Raw genomic sequence first — 19022 nt, 5'->3', positions numbered from 1 at the left:
CAGTATATCCCTTTCCGGCGGATGTTGGCAAAATCATCAATTGTTAAATGTGAAAAGTGACCCGATAAACGCACATCAGGCCAATTTAACTCAATTGAGTAACAGACCCACCGCAAACAATACGTTAGTCAGCAACGCGGTTTTCACCATATGCTCCAGCAGCGGGCGCACTTCCGTGGACGTTTTCGAATTCATTACCCGCATGACATGTTTTGCCAGCATCGGGATCGCCAGAACAAACAGCCAGCCGGTCCAGTGGTGGAGGTGCACGGCGGAAAAAACTGCCAGACAGAGGACGGCAGCAGTCAGAAGGGTGGCGTGATAACGACGCGCGTTGACCGGCCCGAGACGTACCGCCAGCGTATTCTTGCCATTGGCGCTGTCCGTTTCGATATCGCGCAAATTATTGATATTCAGCACCGCCGTGGACAGCAAGCCGGTCGCCGTCGCCGGTAACATCACAATCCAGTCGAAATAACCCGCCTGCAAATAGAATGTGCCCGCGACGCTTATCCAGCCGAAGAAAATCAGCACCGAAATGTCGCCAAGCCCCATGTAGCCGTAAGGGCGCGTGCCGACGGTATAGGTGATGGCGGCGCCAATCGAGAGCAGACCGAGGATCAGAAAGCCGACCACGTCGCTCGGTTTTTGGCAGGCCACCGCAATAAGTGCGATACCGCAGATAATGGTCAGGGCGATGGTCAGGATAATCGCGCGTTTCATTTGTGCCGCGCTAATCAACCCTTTTTGCATGCCGCGCAGTGGCCCGACGCGATCGGGCGTGTCGCTGCCTTTCTCGGCGTCACCGTAGTCATTTGCCAGATTCGACAAAATTTGCAGGCAACCGGCAGTCAGCAGTGCCAGCAGCGCGGTCAGCGGATGGAAAACGCCTTGCAGGCTGGCAATGGCAGAACCCATGACGATAGAGGCAAAAGCCAGTGGCAGGGTTTTAGGACGCAGGCTTTCCAGCCAGGCGCGGGCGGGCGTCGTCGGGGTGCAGGGAGTGATTATGCTCATAGTGATTTCGCTCAGGTGAAGAATCAGTCCGAAATCTAAAAAAAATCAGGGAGGCAAACGCCTCCCTGAAGATCACTTTCGGAACGTATGAGCAAATTATAAGATAAAACGGCTCAGATCTTCATCAGCTACCAGCTGGTCAAGGTGGCTTCTAACATAATCTGCATCAATGTTTATGGAGATTCCGCTGCTTTCGCTGGCGTCGTAAGAGATATCTTCCATCAGACGCTCCAGAACGGTATGCAGACGACGCGCACCAATGTTCTCGGTAGTTTCGTTTACCTGCCATGCGGCTTCCGCAATCCGGCGGATACCGTCAGGGGTGAAATCAATGTTCACGCCTTCGGTTGCCATCAATGCTTTGTACTGATGAGTCAGCGAAGCACTCGGTTCGGTCAGAATGCGTTCGAAGTCTTCTGTCGACAGCGCCTGCAATTCCACGCGGATCGGCAGACGCCCCTGCAACTCAGGGATCAGATCAGACGGGCTGGCCGTCTGGAATGCGCCGGATGCGATAAACAGAATGTGATCGGTTTTCACCATGCCGTGCTTGGTCGATACAGTACAACCTTCCACCAGCGGCAACAGGTCACGCTGAACACCTTCACGGGAGACATCCGGGCCGGAGCTTTGACCGCCGCGTTTACAGATTTTGTCGATCTCATCGACAAACACGATGCCGTGTTGTTCAACGGCTTCGATCGCCTGTTCTTTCAGATCTTCCGGATTCACCAGTTTCGCCGCTTCTTCTTCAACCAGCAGCTTCAGTGCTTCTTTGATTTTCAGTTTGCGTGGTTTCTGTTTCTGAGCGCCCATGCTCTGGAACATCGACTGCAACTGACTGGTCATTTCTTCCATGCCCGGAGGGGACATGATTTCAACGCCCATCGGACCGGATGCCAGGCTGATTTCGATTTCTTTATCGTCCAGCTGACCTTCACGCAGTTTTTTGCGGAAATTCTGGCGCGCAGCAGAAGGTTCCTGCGCTTCGTCAGCCTGTCCCCAGTTGTTTTTTGCTGGCGGGATCAGTACATCGAGAATGCGTTCTTCGGCCAGTTCTTCAGCGCGATAACGGTTTTTCTCGATGGATTGCAGACGCACCATTTTCACGGCGGAATCGGTCAGGTCGCGGATAATGGAATCCACTTCTTTACCGACATAACCGACTTCGGTGAATTTGGTGGCTTCCACTTTGATGAACGGCGCGTTCGCCAGTTTCGCCAGACGGCGGGCGATTTCGGTTTTACCAACACCGGTCGGGCCGATCATCAGAATATTTTTCGGGGTGACTTCATGGCGCAGCGCTTCATCAAGCTGCATACGACGCCAGCGGTTACGCAGGGCAATGGCCACGGCGCGTTTCGCCTTATCCTGACCAATGATGTAGCTGTCTAATTCGCTGACAATCTCGCGCGGGGTCATCTCAGACATAATTTTCGATCCTTACGCTTTAGAAGACAATTCTTCAATAGTGTGGAATTGGTTGGTGTAGATGCAGATGTCACCGGCGATGCTCAGCGATTTTTCAACGATGTCGCGGGCGTCAAGCTCAGAGTTTTCCAGCAAGGCGCGGGCAGCGGCCTGGGCATAGGGACCCCCGGAACCGATGGCGATCAGGTCGTTTTCCGGCTGGATCACATCACCGTTACCGCTGATGATCAGCGACGCATTTTCATCCGCGACGGCCAGCAGTGCTTCCAGACGGCGCAGCATGCGGTCGGTTCGCCAGTCTTTCGCCAGTTCAACGGCGGCTTTCACCAGATGACCCTGATGCATTTCCAGTTTGCGTTCGAACAGCTCAAACAGTGTGAAGGCATCAGCCGTACCGCCGGCAAAGCCCGCGATCACTTTGTCGTTATACAGGCGACGTACTTTTTTGACGTTGCCCTTCATGACGGTATTTCCCAATGTGGCCTGGCCATCACCACCGATAACGACCTTGCCGTTGCGGCGTACACTTACAATTGTTGTCACGAGCGGTTCCTCGTTGCAGACGGAAAAGATCCCCGCAGGCTTGTGGGACACACCGGGTGTCTCACAAGCTTACGAGGCATATTGAAAGTATAGATTGGGGAAGGATTACGGGTTTTCAACCCCCGGTTGCGAGGGGAATGCAACCGGAGATGCCTGCGCTCTTCAGGCGGGTGAGGGTGCTGTCTGCACCGGAGCGGCTGTTGTACGGGCCAATGACGACGCGATTCCAGCCGCCGCCCGTGGTGATACGGCCTTCGAAACCTTCAAACGCCAGTTTGGCGCGCTGGGATTCCGCCTGTTCGCTGCCTTTGAAAGAACCGCACTGCACCATAAAGCGCTGGGTTTTTTCCTGCGCTTTTGGTTTTTCCGGCTCAGCCTGAGTAATGGCGGCGGGTTGCTGCGGTTTCGGCGCTTCTTTTACCGGCTCTTTCACCACTGGCTTCGGTTTAGGCTGAACGGGCTGGGTTTGCACCTGAGCCTGCGGCGCACGTACCGGCTGCGTTTGCGGCGTATACGTTGGCTGAACCTGACGCGGCTGAGTCTGCACCGGCTGTTGCTGCGCATAAGTCGGCTGCTGTTGCTGCTGAACCTGACGCGAGGTATGCGCCGGTGCCTGCGTCACCTGATTCGGGTCGTTATACGGCACTTCAGACAGCTGTGTTGGCGTCTGGCGCATATCGGCCTGCATCTGTTCGAGAAGCTGGCGCTGTTCCGGCGTCAGTTGCGTTTTGGATTCGACTTGTCCGCCCGCCGTCGGTTCTGTCGGCGTGGTCACGCCCATCTGGCGGTTTTCCAGTTCTTTAATGTAACGCCAGCGCTCTTCTGGCTTAGGCGGCAATCCATTACCCGGACGGACAGCGTGCGTCGGCAACACTGTCGTTTCTTCATGTTTATTGTGCGCAATAAAATAGAGGCCACCGACAAACACCACCAGTACCGCAACGGCTAACACCACCATGGTTTTGGAGATCGTTGGGGAACTGCGTTTTTTACTCCGGCTGGTACTTTTCCGCCGCGCTCCTGAGCGCCCACGGCTTACATAGTCTCTTTGTGCCACTATCGTTTCGCTGTGTCGTAATGAATGAAGAAGTGCGTCATGTTACTTAACCCTGAACATATACTGAAATTAAAACTTCATAACAGACTAAATACTGACTCACGCGTTAGGGGCGGCCGTGCTTTCACGCACCACCAGTTCACTGTCGAGCAGCAGAGAGCCATTTTGTACCGGATTTCCCTGTAACTGCTCAAGCAATAATAACATGGCCTGACGGCCAAGCTGGAATCTCGGCTGCGCCACGGTGGTCAGCGGAGGATCGGTATACTGGCTGGCCTTGATGTCATCGAAGCCGACCACCGACAGATCCTGCGGAATGCGCAGACCCATTTTCTTTGCCTGGAACATCGCGCCAATCGCCATCACATCGTTGTGGCAGAAAATCGCCGTTGGCGGAACGGGCAGCGACATCAGTTCTGTTACCGCCTGTGCGCCGGATTCATAGCTGAAATCACCATGAATGGTCAGTTTGCTCTCGACGCTCAACCCGTTGCGGCGCAGCGCCTGCACATAGCCTTGTGAACGGTACTGGCACAGCGGCATATGTTTCGGACCGGCGATGCAGGCAATGCGCTGATGCCCCAGTTTCAGAAGATAGTGCACGGCTTCAAACGCCGCCGTCAGGTTATCAATGTGGACGGTCGGCAGTTCCAGTTCCGGCGCAAATTCATTGGCCATGACCATCGGCGGCAAATTACGTTGTTCTTCTTTGCTGGCATCGAAAGGCAAATCAGAGCCGAGCAGGAGCATGCCGTCAATTTGCTTGGTAATGATCAGATTGATAAAGGTTTTTTCTTGCTGATTTTGCTGAGCACAGTCGCCGATCAATACCAGATAACCGCTTTCAGCCGCGGTGCGCTCGATCCCCTGGATCAGGTCTGAGAAAAACGGATCGCAGATATCGGGGACGATCACCAGGATCGTGCGTGATTCATTCCGTTTCAGATTACGGGCCAGGGCATGAGGAGAATAACCTACGGCCATGACGGCCTGATCAACCTTCTGACGGGTTGCGGCGGAGACTTTCTCCGGATTCATTAATGCACGGGATACGGTTGCTGTTGAAACGCCTGCCTGTTCAGCCACATCTTTCATTGTTGCGGCGGGTAATTCTTTCTTGTGCTCCAACGTCTCTCTCCTTGCAACAGCATCAAACTGACACAACAGCATCAACATTCCTCGCCTGGCTACGCATGATGTGTAGCTCATCACATTCTAAACAGAATGTGAGTAGGATTTGTTACCTAATTTGCATTAAAAGTGTGACGCAGATGCTTTTTTCGATCCATCACGCAAAAAACCTGAGTATTTATGCGGATTTTCCTTAGGGATCAGCTGTCAATCGGATCGACATCCAGCGTCCATTTCACTTTTTTAGCCTGCGGCAGGCTGGCAATCAGGGGCTGAGAGCTTTTGATCAGATGCTGCAAAACGCGGCGTGAAGGATGCTGCAACAGCAGTTGCCAGCGGAAACGTCCGCTGCGTTTGGCCTGCAAGGCGGGAACCGGCCCCAGGATCCACAGTGAATCGTCTTTCAGCGGGCTGGATTCCAGCAGATTACGCAACTGCTGGAGGAACAGCGCCGATTGCTGATTATCGTGATCTTCCGAGCGGATCATAATGTGACTGGTATAAGGAGGGAGAAAAACGCTTTTGCGCTCCGCCAGCGTCTGTCTGGCGAATTCGTCGTAACCTTGCTGTAGCAGCACCTGCAACAGCGGATGTTCAGGATGATGCGTCTGCAACACCACTTCACCCTGTTTGCCTGCGCGTCCGGCACGGCCGGAAACCTGCGTATAAAGCTGGGCAAAACGCTCAGCAGAACGGAAATCCGCCGAGAACAGCGCGCCGTCGACATCCAGCAATGATACCAGCGTGACGTCCGGGAAGTGATGCCCTTTTGCCAGCATTTGCGTCCCGATCAGAATGCGCGCACCGCCGCGATGGACTTCACTCAGATGCTGTTCCAGCGAACCTTTGCGGCTGGTGGTATCGCGGTCGATGCGTGTGATAGGCGTATCCGGGAACAACGGCGCCAGTTCGTTTTCCAGCTGTTCGGTGCCGACACCGACCGAGACCAGCTGCGTCGAACCGCAGTGCGGACACTGATGCGGCACGGCGCGCTGACTGTCGCAATGGTGGCAGCGTAACTGGCGATGATTCTGGTGCAGGGTGTAATAGTGATCGCAGCGCTGACATTCGGCTATCCAGCCGCATTCATGACAAAGCAGGGCAGGGGCATAACCGCGGCGATTGAGGAACAGCATCACCTGATTATCGGCTTTCAGATGTTCCTGCATTTTCTGGATCAGTGGCTGAGACAGCCCGACTTTCAGCTGCAACCCTTTCAAATCCAGCAAATTCTGGCGGGCGAGTTTGGCATTCCCGGCACGTTTGGTCAGTTTCAGCTGGCGATATTTCCCCAGTTCCACGTTGTGCAGCGTTTCCAGCGCAGGTGTTGCCGAGCCCATAATAATCGGAATGTTTTCAGCGTGAGCGCGGTACACCGCCAGATCCCGGGCGTGATAGCGCCAGCCTTCCTGCTGTTTATAAGAACTGTCGTGTTCTTCGTCGATAATGATGACGCCGAGACGGGCAAACGGCGTAAACAGGGATGAACGGGTGCCGATGACAATCCCTGCTTCACCATTACGCGCCCGCAGCCAGACGGCGAGACGCTCGCTGTCGTTCAGGCCGGAGTGCAGCACATCCACCGGTGCGCTGAAACGCTCGCGAAAACGCGCGATGGTTTGCGGCGTCAGGCCGATTTCCGGCACCATCACCAGTGCCTGCCGGCCCTGTGCCAGAATATTCTCCAGCACGCTGAGATAGACTTCGGTTTTGCCCGACCCGGTGACACCGGCCAGCAGCCAGGCGGAGAACTGCTGGTCTTCACTGCGGATCGCCCCCACGGCGGTGGCCTGCTCGGTATTGAGGCGTAAACGTTCGCCGACGACCGAAAAATCCTTGCGCCAGTCGTGCGTGGCGGGCGCGATGCTACGTAAATCCGTCAGTCCTTTGGCGCGTAACGCCTGCAACGCTGTATCTGTCAGATCCAGATCGGCGACCTGATGACGGTAAAGCGGCTTTTGCATCAGCGCAGCCATCGCCTGTTGTTGCTTGGGCGCACGTTTCAGACTGTCGAGCGGCGTGGCGCGACCCTGCTCGGTGGCGAACCATTGCCACAGTGGCGTCAGCTCGGCGGCTTTGCCCTGACGCAACAACACCGGCAGCGCATGGAACAGCACTTCGCCGAGGGGATAATGATAATAGTCGGCGGCCCAGAACAGGATGCGCCACAAATCAGGGGTAAACAGACTGGAACTGTCGAGCACTTCGCGTACCGGTTTCAGCTTATCCAGGCCAAAATCACTGGATTCACTGACGTTGACGACAATGCCGATAGCGTCGCGTTTACCGAAAGGCACACTGACCCGGCAACCCTTTGAAACCGCCATGTCAGGTGGCAACAGATAGTCGAAAGTACGGGAGAGCGGGACGGGTAAAGCAACGTGGGCAACAGGCATTGTGGATCCAGACTATAAAAAAATGACGAGATAGTGTACACTGTGTCCTTCGAAATGCATGAACATCATTGCGCGGTTCTCAGAGATTCTGTATGATTCGCCGCCTTTGGTGCATTTCGTACTCAAAGCCTATCATCCACTACGCGTGGTGTCTGACAGAACAGGGTTGGATAGCGACGCGGCCTTAAGAAGAGGTTTTCCATGAAAAAAGGTATTCACCCTAAATACGTAGAAGTTACTGCAAACTGCTCATGCGGTAACGTTATCAAAACTCACTCAACTGTGGGTCACGATCTGAACCTGGACGTTTGTGGCGAATGTCACCCGTTCTACACTGGTAAGCAACGTGAAGTGGCTACCGGTGGCCGCGTTGACCGCTTCAACAAGCGTTTCAGCGTTCCAAGCAGCAAATAAGCTACGCTTGAGAGCAAAAAAAGGCGCCTTTGGCGCCTTTTTTGTTGCCTGCCGTTTGACATCCCGCCAGACAAATCTTTCTTTTTGATCGCCATTACCCCGGTGATCGCCAGATACCCAAAAATCCGCACGACGGGTTCGTACGGATTTTTCAGGCCATCGACGCGGCGATCAGTATTCCCAGGTATCAGGATCCACACCCAGTTCACGCATCAGGATCTTCGCCGCTTCCGGGATTTCGTCACTGCGCTCTTTCCGCAGGTCTTCGTCATTCGGCAAAGGCTGACCGGTGAAGGCGTGCAGGAAAGCCTCACACAATAATTCACTGTTGGTCGCATGACGCAGGTTGTTCACCTGGCGACGGGTGCGTTCATCGGTGAGGATCTTGAGGACTTTCAGCGGAATGGATACCGTAATTTTCTTAACTTGTTCGCTTTTCTTACCGTGTTCAGCGTAAGGGCTGACATATTCGCCGTTCCACTCAGCCATGGGACACCTTAAATTTATCAAAAAATAAAATTCTGAAAACCGCGTGATTATGCCCGATTTTCACTGTTCTCACTAAGTAAATGTCGGAATTTAACAGGGATACCTCACGATTTTCCCTGCGGCATTGTTCATTTTGTCACCTTGCGCTTAACTATTCCGGCGCGACAGTTCTGCCTGACATCTTCATTAACGCCATAATTTTAGCGGGTATTGCTCTGTTGCTCAATCTATACGCAAAGAAGTTTAGATGTCCAGATGTATTGACGTCTATAACTCCGGGCGTTACTCTTTACATCCTCATCTTTCGCATTTCGTCAGGAAGAAACGATTATGACGCACAAGCAAGCCACCATTGCCGTAGGCAGTGGCCTGAACAATGATCAGCAATATGGTTGTGTAGTTCCGCCTATCTACCTTTCCAGCACCTACAACTTTGAAGATTTCAACCAGCCAAGAGCGCACGACTATTCACGTCGCGGTAACCCGTCGCGTGATGTGGTTCAGCGCGCGCTGGCGGATCTGGAAGGCGGTGCCGGTGCGGTACTGACCAGCAGCGGTATGTCTGCCATTCATCTGGTGTGTACGGTCTTTCTGAAACCTGGCGATTTACTGGTGGCCCCTCACGATTGCTACGGCGGCAGCTACCGTCTGTTCGACAGCCTGAGCAAACGCGGCGCGTATCGCGTGCTGTTTGTCGATCAGGGCGACCCGCAGGCGCTGGCCGAAGCACTGAAAGAACAGCCGAAACTGGTGCTGATTGAGACCCCGAGCAATCCGTTGCTGCGCGTGGTGGATATTCAGGCGATTTGCGATGCATCACGCGCCGCCGGTGCCCTGACGGTAGTGGATAACACCTTCCTCAGCCCGGCGTTGCAGAATCCGTTGCAGCTTGGCGCGGATTTAGTCGTCCATTCATGTACTAAATATCTGAACGGGCATTCTGATGTGGTCGCCGGTACGGTAATATCTAAGACCGCAGAACACGCGACAGAACTGGCGTGGTGGGCGAACAATATTGGTGTGACCGCCGCCGCGTTTGACAGCTATCTGTTATTGCGCGGTTTGCGCACGTTAACGGTTCGCGTGAAACAGCAGCAGGAAAATGCCCTGGCGATTGTGGCTTATTTACAGAAACAATCGCAGGTCAAAAAGCTGTATCATCCGTCGCTGCCGGAAAACCAGGGCCATGACATTGCCCGCCGCCAGCAACGTGGCTTCGGTGCCATGATCAGTTTTGAATTTAACGGAGATGAAGCTCAGCTGCGTCATTTCCTGAAAGAATTGAAGTTATTTACCCTCGCAGAATCACTGGGGGGCGTCGAAAGCCTGATTTCTCATACCGCGACCATGACGCACGCCGGCATGGCGCCGGAAGCGCGTAAAGCCGCCGGGATTTCTGACAGCTTGCTCCGTATTTCTGTAGGTCTTGAAGACAGCGAAGATTTGATTGCTGATCTGGAACACGCATTCCAGTCAGCGGCAACGAGGTAAGTATGAATGCAATAGCGGTTGCAGCGCCGGCGGGAAGCCGTCAGCTGCACAAATTTGGTGGTAGCAGTCTGGCCGACGTGAAATGTTATCTGCGCGTTGCCGGGATCATGGCCGAGTATGCCAAACCGGGCGACATGATGGTGGTGTCGGCGGCAGGCAGCACAACCAACCAGCTGATCAGCTGGCTGAAGCTCAGCCAGACAGACAGAATTTCCGCGCATCAGGTTCAGCAGGCATTGCGCCGTTATCAGAGTGATTTGATAACCGGCCTGTTGCCGCCGGAAATGGCCGAACCGCTTATTGCTTCCTTTATTCATGATCTCGAACGTCTGGCTGTTTTGCTTGATGGCAAAATGACCGATGCGATTTACGCCGAAGTCGTCGGGCATGGCGAAGTCTGGTCTGCACGCCTGATGTCTGCCGTGCTGTGCAAACTGGAATTACCGGCAGCCTGGCTGGATGCCCGGGAATTCCTGCGTGCCGAACGCGCCGCTCAACCTCAGGTAGACGAAGGCCGTTCGTATCCGCTGCTGCAACAACTGCTCGCGCAACATCCTCAGCAATATCTGGTGGTGACCGGCTTTATCGCCCGCAGCGACGCGGGTGAAACCGTGCTGCTTGGCCGTAACGGCAGTGACTACTCCGCCACCCAAATTGGTGCACTGGCGAATGCCAGCCGCGTCACCATCTGGAGCGATGTGGCCGGGGTGTACAGCGCCGATCCGCGCAAAGTGAAAGATGCCTGTTTGCTGCCGTTGCTGCGTCTCGATGAAGCCAGCGAGCTGGCGCGTCTGGCGGCACCGGTGCTGCACACCCGTACGTTACAGCCGGTGTCCGGCAGTGATATCGATTTACAGCTGCGTTGCAGCTACCAGCCGGAACAAGGCTCAACGCGTATTGAACGCGTGCTGGCGTCCGGTACTGGCGCGAAAATTGTCACCAGCCACGATGATATTTGTCTGATCGAAATGGTCATCCCTTCCGGTCACGATTTTGGTCTGGCACAAAAAGATGTTGAGCTGCTGCTTAAACGTGCGCAGATCAAACCGCTGTGTACCGGCATCCATCCTGACCGTAATTTGCTGCAACTGTGCTACACCTCCGAAGTGGCGGGCAGCGCATTACAGGTACTGGAAGAGGCGGCCCTGCCGGCGCGTCTGACGCTGCGTGAAGGGCTGGCGCTGGTGGCGCTGGTCGGTGCGGGCGTGTGTAAGAATCCGCTGCACAGTCACCGTTTCTATCAGGAAATGAAAGATCAGCCGGTGGAGTTTATCTGGCAGGCGGAAGACGGCATCAGTCTGGTCGCCGTACTGCGTATCGGCCCGACCGCGCACCTGATTCAGGGGCTGCACAAAACGCTGTTCCGCGCTGAAAAGCAAATCGGTCTGATGCTGTTTGGTAAAGGCAACATCGGTTCACGCTGGCTGGAACTGTTCGCCCGTGAGCAAAAGAACATCTCTGCCCGCAGTGGTTTTGAGTTTGTGCTGGCCGGCGTGGTCGACAGCAAGCGCAGTCTGCTCAATTACGACGGTCTGGACGCCAGCCGCGCGCTGGCCTTCTTTGATGATGAATCGCAGGCACACGATGAAGAATCGCTGTTCCTGTGGATGCGTGCGCATCCTTATGACGATTTAGTGGTGCTGGATGTGACGGCCAGCGCCGAACTGGCGGATCAGTATCTCGATTTCGCCAGCTACGGTTTCCATGTGATCAGCGCCAACAAACTGGCCGGTGCATCGGATACCCATAAATACCGTCAGATCCGCGACGCGTTTTCCAAAACGGGCAGCCACTGGTTGTATAACGCCACGGTCGGAGCCGGTTTGCCGGTCAACCATACGGTGCGTGATTTACGCGAAAGCGGCGACAGCATTCTGGCGATCAGCGGGATTTTCTCCGGCACCTTGTCATGGTTGTTCCTGCAATTCGACGGTACGTTACCGTTCACCGAACTGGTGGATCTGGCATGGCAGCAGGGGCTGACGGAGCCGGATCCGCGTGATGATTTATCCGGTCAGGACGTGATGCGTAAGCTGGTGATCCTGGCGCGCGAAGCGGGTTACGACATCGAGCCGACGCAGGTTCGTGTGGAATCGCTGGTGCCGGAAGCCTGCGCGACAGGTTCTGTCGATCAGTTCTTTGAAGACGGCGAGGCGCTGAATCAGCAAATGCTGCAGCGTCTGGAAGCCGCCCGCGAAATGGGTCTGGTGCTGCGCTACGTGGCGCGTTTCGATGCTAACGGCAAAGCCCGTGTTGGCGTGGAAGCTGTGCGTGAGGATCATCCTCTGGCCGCATTGCTGCCGTGCGATAACGTGTTCGCCATCGAAAGCCGCTGGTATCGCGATAACCCGCTGGTGATCCGCGGGCCGGGTGCAGGACGTGATGTCACCGCCGGTGCATTGCAGTCTGACCTTAATCGTCTTACTCAACTTCTGTAATTCCCTGCGCCTGTCCTTCTCATGGGAACAACGAGCGGAGTGGTCTGCTAAACCCCCTCCCAGCCTCCCCCTTCGCAGGGGGAGGAGCTTAATTCCCACAGCAAAACGTCCCCAACGTGAAATTCTTTCAGTTTGCGTGAAGATTAATCATCCCCTGCCATCATTTTAACGTTGACACTTTGTCTGCTTTCCGTCATTTTCTATCTATACGTTTAGACGTCCAAACGTCCATCATAACGAAACATAATCAAAACGCAGTGATCCATGAGGTAGTGTTTATGAGCTTTTTCCACGCAAACCAGCGCGAAGCGCTGAACCAGAATCTGGCCGAGTTACAGGGTCAGATTAACGTTTCTTTCGAATTTTTCCCGCCACGTACCAGCGAGATGGAAGATACGTTGTGGAGCTCTATTGATCGCCTCAGCAGCCTCAGGCCAAAGTTCGTGTCGGTAACGTACGGCGCCAACTCCGGCGAGCGCGACCGCACGCACAGCATCATTAAAGGCATTAAAGAACGTACCGGTCTGGAAGCGGCTCCGCACCTGACCTGTATCGATGCCAGCCGTGATGAACTGCGTCAGATCGCCCGGGATTACTGGGAAAGCGGTATCCGCCATATTGTCGCCCTGCGCGGCGATTTACCGCCAGGCAGTGGCAAACCGGAAATGTATGCCACCGATCTGGTGCAGTTGCTGAAAGAAGTGGGCGACTTTGATATTTCCGTTGCGGCGTACCCGGAAGTGCATCCGGAAGCCAAAAACGCGCAGTCCGATCTGATTAACCTGAAACGCAAAATTGATGCCGGTGCCAACCGTGCGATTACCCAGTTCTTCTTCGACGTGGAAAGCTACCTGCGTTTCCGCGACCGCTGCGCCGGTCAGGGGATTGATGTGGAAATCGTGCCGGGCATTCTGCCGGTGTCGAATTTCAAACAGCTGACGCGCTTTGCGACGATGACTAACGTGCGTGTTCCGCACTGGATGAACAGCCTGTTCGAAGGGCTGGATGACGATGCCGAAACCCGCAAAATGGTCGGTGCCAATATCGCGATGGACATGGTGAAAATCCTCAGCCGTGAAGGCGTGAAGGACTTCCATTTCTACACCCTGAACCGTGCCGAAATGAGTTATGCGATTTGCCACACGCTGGGTGTGCGTCCTGATATCGCCGTGCCGGTTCGCGCTTAATCTTTTTTTGCCCGGCGCTGAAGGTAAAAAACCCGCGAATTCGCGGGTTTTTCTTTGGGTGCTGTCAGCAAAACTAGCCGGTATTACGCATACCCGCCGCCACGCCGGCAATCGTCACCATCAGTGCCTGTTCGACATTGGCATCCTGCTTGCCGTCCTGTTCCAGTTCGCGTGAACGGTGCAGCAATTCGGCCTGCAATACGTTCAGCGGATCGGTGTAGACGTTACGCAGGGCGATAGATTCCGCAATCCACGGCAAATCTTCCATCAGGTGATCGTCGTTAGAAATCGCCAGGATCACTTTGATGTCGCTTGCCAGCTGGTCACGCAATTGCTGACCCAGCGGCCACAATTCTTTCCCGACCAGACGGTGATCGTAGTATTCCGCCAGCCACAGGTCCGCTTTCGCGAACACCATTTCCAGCATGCCGATACGGGTTGAGAAGAACGGCCAGTCCCGGCACATGGTTTCCAGCTCGTCGCGTTTTCCATCATCTACTACCGCTTGTAAACCGGCACCCGCGCCCAGCCAGGCAGGCAGCATCAGACGGTTTTGCGTCCAGGCGAAAATCCACGGAATAGCACGCAGGCTTTCGACGCCACCGCTGGCTTTACGTTTCGCCGGACGGGAGCCGAGTGGCAGTTTCGCCAGTTCCTGCTCCGGCGTGGCTGCGCGGAAGTAAGGCACGAAGTCTTTATTCTCACGGATGTAGCCACGGTACATTTTGCAGGACACGTCAGACAGCTGTTCCATGATGTCCACCCAGGCTTTTTTCGGCTCAGGCGGCGGCAACAGGTTGGCTTCCAGAATGGCGGAGGTGTACAGCGCCAGACTGCTGATGGTCACTTCCGGCAGACCGAATTTGAAGCGGATCATTTCGCCCTGTTCGGTGACGCGCAGGCCGCCTTTCAGGCTGCCCGGAGGCTGAGACAGCAGCGCAGCTTGCGCCGGTGCGCCGCCACGGCCAATCGAACCGCCGCGTCCGTGGAACAGCGTCAGGGCAATGCCCGCTTTCTCGCAGGTTTTGATCAGGGCGTCCTGTGCACGGTATTGCGCCCAGGATGCCGCCATCACGCCCGCGTCTTTTGCGGAGTCGGAATAGCCAATCATCACCATCTGTTTGCCCTGAATGAAACCACGGTACCAGTCGATGCTCAGTAATTGCTTCATCACATCGTCGGCGTTGTTCAGGTCGTCGAGCGTTTCGAACAGTGGCGCGACCGGCATCGGGAACGGGCAACCGGCTTCTTTCAGCAGCAGATGGACGGCCAGCACGTCAGACGGCGTACGCGCCATCGAAATGACATACGCCGCGATCGAGCCTTCCGGCGCTTCGGCGATCACCTGACAGGTATCGAGCACTTCTTTGGTGTCGGCGCTCGGTTCCCAGTGGCGTGGCACCAGCGGACGTTTTGAATTCAGTTCGCGGATCAGGAAAGCCTGTTTGTCGGATTCTGACCAGCTTTCGTAATCACCCAGACCAAGATAGCGGGTGATTTCGGCGATAGCATCGGTGTGGCGGGTACTTTCCTGACGCACATCGATACGCACCAGCGGCACGCCGAAGCAACGCACGCGGCGCAGGGTATCCAGCAACTGACCGTTGGCGATAATGCCCATGTTGCAGGCTTGCAGTGACTGGTAACAGGCGTAAAGCGGTGCCCACAGCTGGTCATTTTTCACCAGCAAATCGTGAGGACGCGCGACGCGTTCGCCTTTCAGACGGGCTTCCAGATACACCTGGGTATTGGTCAGCTGTGAACGCAGCTGTTTCATGATTTCACGGTAAGGTTCGATGATGTCCGCACCGCCAGCCAGTTCGCGCAGTTCCGGCGTGCATTCGGTCATCGACAGTTCTGACACCAGTACCGCGACATCGCGCAGGAACAGGTCAGTCGCTTTCCAGCGGCTCAGTAAAAGTACGTGACGGGTGATGTCGGCGGTGACGTTCGGGTTACCGTCGCGGTCACCACCCATCCAGGACGTGAAGCGCACCGGCACGGCTTCCACCGGCATTTTGTAATCCAGCGAGGATTCCAGCTGTTCGTTCAGTTCACGCAGGAAAGCAGGCACGCCTTCCCACAGGCTGTTTTCGACAACGGCAAAACCCCATTTGGCTTCATCCACCGGAGAAGGGCGGTTTTTGCGGATTTCATCGGTATGCCATGACTGCGCGATCAACTGGCGCAGGCGGCGCATGATCTGTTTGCGCTCGTAATCGGCCAGATCGTTATGGTCGAGTTGTTTGAGGCAGTTATTCACTTCCACCAGTTTGTGGATCAGCGTGCGGCGGGCAATTTCTGTCGGGTGCGCGGTCAGCACCAGTTCGATAGAAAGCTGGTCAACGGCATCACGTAACTGCTGGTCAGAGAGATTTTTGGATTTCAGGCGATCGAACAATTGGGCCAGCGCTTCAGGATTGCTGGCGGCTTCGCCGTGCGGCGAAATGCTGTGATATTGCTCAGCCACGTTGGCTAAGTTCAGAAACTGGCTAAAAGCACGGGCAACAGGCAGCAGCTCATCATTAGAGAGATTTTGCAGCGTTGACAGCAACTCCTGTCGATCCGCTTCGTTTCCGGCGCGGGAGGATTTCGACAGCTTACGGATTTTCTCAACACGATCCAGGATATGTTCTCCCAACGTATCTTTGATCGTGTCGCCCAGCAATTTACCTAAGGTACTGACATTACTTCGCATTGCGGAATATTGTTCGTTCATATTACCTCTGACCCGTTCTCTCGTTTAATTTTTATATTCTGTAAATAACTTTCACCCGTCAGGCATTCTTGCCCCGTTCACCCTGCCAACCTGGCCACACTTTTTAAATTCAGCCCCTGTTTTAACCCAAAAACCCCCGATCACTCACGTGAAAAATGGTCTTTTTGGCCATGTCGCTGAAATTTAATTACAACCGCGACGATATCAGTTTGGCTAATCGCACGTTTGTACAGTATCAAAGGGCGCCCGTGAGCGCCCTGATTGTTTCTTCATCAATCCGACATTCAGGATCAGTGATAACAGAAGTGATGAACGACCTGAGAAATCAGCTCGCGAGTCGGTTTAATGAACGCCGTATCAATATATTCATCTGGCTGATGCGCCTGATCGATAGAACCCGGCCCCAGCACCAGCGTCGGACACAGTTCCTGAATAAACGGCGCTTCGGTGCAGTAGTTAACGATTTCCGTTTCCACACCTAACAGCTTCTCAACCACCTGCACCAGCGGGTGATCCGGCGGACATTCATAGCCCGGGATCGGCGGATGCAGTTCTTCAATCACAATACGTCCCGGCCAGCGTTCGCTGACCGGTGCCAGCGCTTCATTCAGCAGACCGTCAATGTCGGTGAGTGTCAGACCCGGCAGCGGCCGGATATCCATATGCATTTCGCAACACGCGCAGATACGGTTTGGCGCATCGCCGCCGTTAATGTAACCAAAGTTCATGGTCGGGTACGGGATGACGAAACCACTGTGGTTGTAACGGGTTTTCAGCGTATTGCGCAGCGTCATTAAATGGGTAATCGATTCGTGCATCAGCTCAATCGCGTTCACGCCGCGCGACGGATCGCTGGAATGGCCGGACTGACCGGTGATACGAATGGCATTCGACAGATGGCCTTTATGCGCACGAACCGGCTTGAGGGAGGTCGGTTCGCCGATGATCGCGCAGTCAGGACGAATGCTGGCGTTTTTGGAGAAATAGCTGGCACCGGCCATGGTGGTTTCTTCATCGGCGGTCGCCAGAATATACAGCGGTTTAGTCAGTTTGCTCAGATCGACATCGCGCAGTGAATCGAGGATAAAGGCGAAGAAACCTTTCATGTCGGCAGTGCCCAGACCATAGAGCTTATTTTCATGCTCGGTCAGGGTGAAAGGATCACGTGTCCAGCGGCCGTCATCGAACGGAACGGTGTCGGTATGACCGGCCAGTAACAGACCGCCCGCACCTGTACCGGTACTGGCTAACATATTGAATTTATGGCGCGTTCCTGGAACGGGTTGCACTTCGACGTTGAAGCCTAAATCACCGAACCAGCCTGCCAGTAAATTGATTAACGTCTCATTGCTCTGGTCCAGTGCAGCGTCTGTGGCGCTGATGGAAGGGGTTGCGATTAACGCCCGGTAGAGCTCAATAAAAGGAGGTAATTTCATCTTCACTGTTGACAGCCTTTAGTTAGGGTAGTATTCATATTCATGCAATAATTGTGAATAAAAATACAATAAGCCAGCGCGTAAGGAAACCGGAAAAAATTCATCCGGCCCCTACCCAAAAAATTGAGAAGGTGAACAAGCCCTATGTTGAATACGCTGATTGTTGGTGCCACAGGCTATGCCGGTGCTGAACTCGCTGCATACCTGAATCGCCACCCACATATGAACATAACCGGTTTAACGGTTTCAGCGCAAAGTGCAGATGCAGGAAAATTGCTTTCTGATTTGCATCCTCAATTAAAAGGCATCGTCGATCTGCCGGTCCGGCCGCTGACCGACGTGGCGGAAGCCGCAAAAGGCGTCGATGTGGTGTTTCTGGCGACGGCGCATGAAGTCAGCCACGATTTAGCGCCGCAGTTCCTGGCGGCGGGCTGCGTGGTCTTCGATCTCTCCGGTGCCTTCCGTGTCAGCAAACCTGAGTTTTACACCGAATTTTACGGCTTTGAGCATCAGCATACCGATTTGCTGGATAAAGCCGTGTACGGCCTGGCCGAATGGCAGGCGGACAAATTAAAAGACGCACAGCTGATTGCCGTCCCGGGTTGCTACCCGACTGCGTCACAGCTGGCGCTCAAACCCCTTATCGAAAATGGGTTGCTCAACGACAGCCAGTGGCCGGTGATCAACGCCACCAGCGGCGTCAGCGGCGCGGGCCGTAAAGCCACGCTGGGCAACAGCTTCTGTGAAGTCAGCCTTCAGCCTTACAAATTGTTCAACCATCGTCATCATCCTGAAATTGTCGAGCATCTTGGGGTGCCGGTGATTTTCACTCCGCATCTGGGTAATTTCCCGCGCGGTATTCTGGCGACCATCACCTGCCGTCTGAAGGCCGGTGTGACGGAGCAGGACGTGGCGGAAGCTTTCCATAATGCCTATCACGATAAACCGCTGGTGCGCTTGTACACCAAAGGCGTTCCGGCGCTGAAAGACGTGGTCGGCCTGCCGTTCTGCGATATCGGTTTTGCGGTGAAAGGTGAGCATCTGATTGTGGTCGCCACGGAAGATAATGTGCTGAAAGGCGCATCTGCGCAGGCGGTTCAGTGCATGAATATCCGTTTCGGTTTCCCTGAGACGCAGTCACTGCTTTAACCCTCCGTCAGATTGTCAGTAAACAGAAAACAACCGCCCCTGAGCGTTTATTCAGACGCGCAGGGGTGGTAGATTGAATCAAAACCTATTGTTATTAATTAACATTCTCAACCGGTCGGGGCGC

The 19022-nt window shown here is 54.7% G+C and carries 14 protein-coding genes; 5 read left to right on the top strand and 9 right to left on the bottom strand.

All coding sequences use genetic code 11. The annotated features are described in order from the left end of the window. Positions 1-90: 90 nt before the first annotated feature. The 6 genes from J9880_RS07130 to priA form a co-directional block, all read right to left on the bottom strand. Positions 91-1017 carry a 1,4-dihydroxy-2-naphthoate polyprenyltransferase gene (locus tag J9880_RS07130; protein WP_232770257.1) on the bottom strand — a complete coding sequence of 309 codons (927 nt, stop codon included), beginning with the start codon at positions 1015-1017 and terminating at the stop codon, positions 91-93. A 96-nt stretch (positions 1018-1113) separates the two neighbouring features. Beyond that, a complete protein-coding gene (hslU, locus tag J9880_RS07125; protein ID WP_095924137.1) occupies positions 1114-2448 on the bottom strand; it encodes an HslU--HslV peptidase ATPase subunit in 1335 nt (444 codons plus the stop codon). A 12-nt stretch (positions 2449-2460) separates the two neighbouring features. Beyond that, positions 2461-2991 (bottom strand): ATP-dependent protease subunit HslV, encoded by a 531-nt coding sequence (gene hslV / locus J9880_RS07120; protein WP_095924138.1) that lies wholly within the window; start codon positions 2989-2991, stop codon positions 2461-2463. Positions 2992-3106: 115 nt separating this feature from the next. Further along, positions 3107-4048, bottom strand: coding sequence for a cell division protein FtsN (gene ftsN, locus J9880_RS07115; protein ID WP_095924139.1), 942 nt, complete (start codon positions 4046-4048; stop codon positions 3107-3109). A gap of 99 nt (positions 4049-4147) precedes the next feature. Next, positions 4148-5176, bottom strand: coding sequence for a DNA-binding transcriptional regulator CytR (gene cytR / locus J9880_RS07110; protein WP_095924140.1), 1029 nt, complete (start codon positions 5174-5176; stop codon positions 4148-4150). A gap of 203 nt (positions 5177-5379) precedes the next feature. Then, positions 5380-7575, bottom strand: a complete 2196-nt coding sequence (gene priA, locus J9880_RS07105) for a primosomal protein N' (RefSeq protein ID WP_232770256.1) — start codon at positions 7573-7575, stop codon at positions 5380-5382. A gap of 201 nt (positions 7576-7776) precedes the next feature. Here priA and rpmE point away from each other — a divergent pair, with 201 nt between their 5' ends. Then, positions 7777-7989, top strand: coding sequence for a 50S ribosomal protein L31 (rpmE, locus tag J9880_RS07100; RefSeq protein ID WP_112289349.1), 213 nt, complete (start codon positions 7777-7779; stop codon positions 7987-7989). A gap of 171 nt (positions 7990-8160) precedes the next feature. Here rpmE and metJ read toward each other — a convergent pair whose 3' ends face one another. Next, entirely contained in the window at positions 8161-8478 is a 318-nt protein-coding gene (gene metJ, locus J9880_RS07095) for a met regulon transcriptional regulator MetJ (RefSeq protein WP_004392248.1), read from the bottom strand. A gap of 330 nt (positions 8479-8808) precedes the next feature. Between metJ and metB the strand changes: the two genes are divergently transcribed. The 3 genes from metB to metF all read left to right on the top strand — a co-directional run bounded on the left by metB (position 8809) and on the right by metF (position 13594). After that, on the top strand, positions 8809-9969 hold the full coding sequence (gene metB, locus J9880_RS07090) for a cystathionine gamma-synthase (protein WP_095924144.1): 1161 nt from the start codon (positions 8809-8811) through the stop codon (positions 9967-9969). A 2-nt stretch (positions 9970-9971) separates the two neighbouring features. Next, positions 9972-12407 carry a bifunctional aspartate kinase/homoserine dehydrogenase II gene (locus J9880_RS07085; protein ID WP_095924145.1) on the top strand — a complete coding sequence of 812 codons (2436 nt, stop codon included), beginning with the start codon at positions 9972-9974 and terminating at the stop codon, positions 12405-12407. A 278-nt stretch (positions 12408-12685) separates the two neighbouring features. After that, positions 12686-13594: a methylenetetrahydrofolate reductase gene (gene metF / locus J9880_RS07080; protein ID WP_095924146.1), complete on the top strand. Its 909-nt coding sequence runs from the start codon at positions 12686-12688 to the stop codon at positions 13592-13594. Positions 13595-13667: 73 nt separating this feature from the next. Here the strand turns inward: metF and ppc are convergent, their stop codons facing one another. Both ppc and argE read right to left on the bottom strand, forming a co-directional pair. Then, complete coding sequence (gene ppc / locus J9880_RS07075) at positions 13668-16313, bottom strand: phosphoenolpyruvate carboxylase (protein ID WP_095924147.1); 2646 nt, start codon at positions 16311-16313, stop codon at positions 13668-13670. Positions 16314-16603: 290 nt separating this feature from the next. Next, positions 16604-17755, bottom strand: coding sequence for an acetylornithine deacetylase (argE, locus tag J9880_RS07070; RefSeq protein ID WP_195818217.1), 1152 nt, complete (start codon positions 17753-17755; stop codon positions 16604-16606). A 138-nt stretch (positions 17756-17893) separates the two neighbouring features. Between argE and argC the strand changes: the two genes are divergently transcribed. Further along, on the top strand, positions 17894-18898 hold the full coding sequence (gene argC, locus J9880_RS07065; RefSeq protein WP_095924149.1) for an N-acetyl-gamma-glutamyl-phosphate reductase: 1005 nt from the start codon (positions 17894-17896) through the stop codon (positions 18896-18898). Positions 18899-19022: the final 124 nt, after the last annotated feature.

Origin of the sequence: Rahnella victoriana, assembly GCF_021276285.1 — a bacterium.
In the GTDB taxonomy this organism is placed as follows: domain Bacteria; phylum Pseudomonadota; class Gammaproteobacteria; order Enterobacterales; family Enterobacteriaceae; genus Rahnella; species Rahnella victoriana.
The sequence above is the reverse complement of the archived record's forward strand: the minus strand, read 5'-3'. Positions and strand labels throughout refer to the sequence as shown.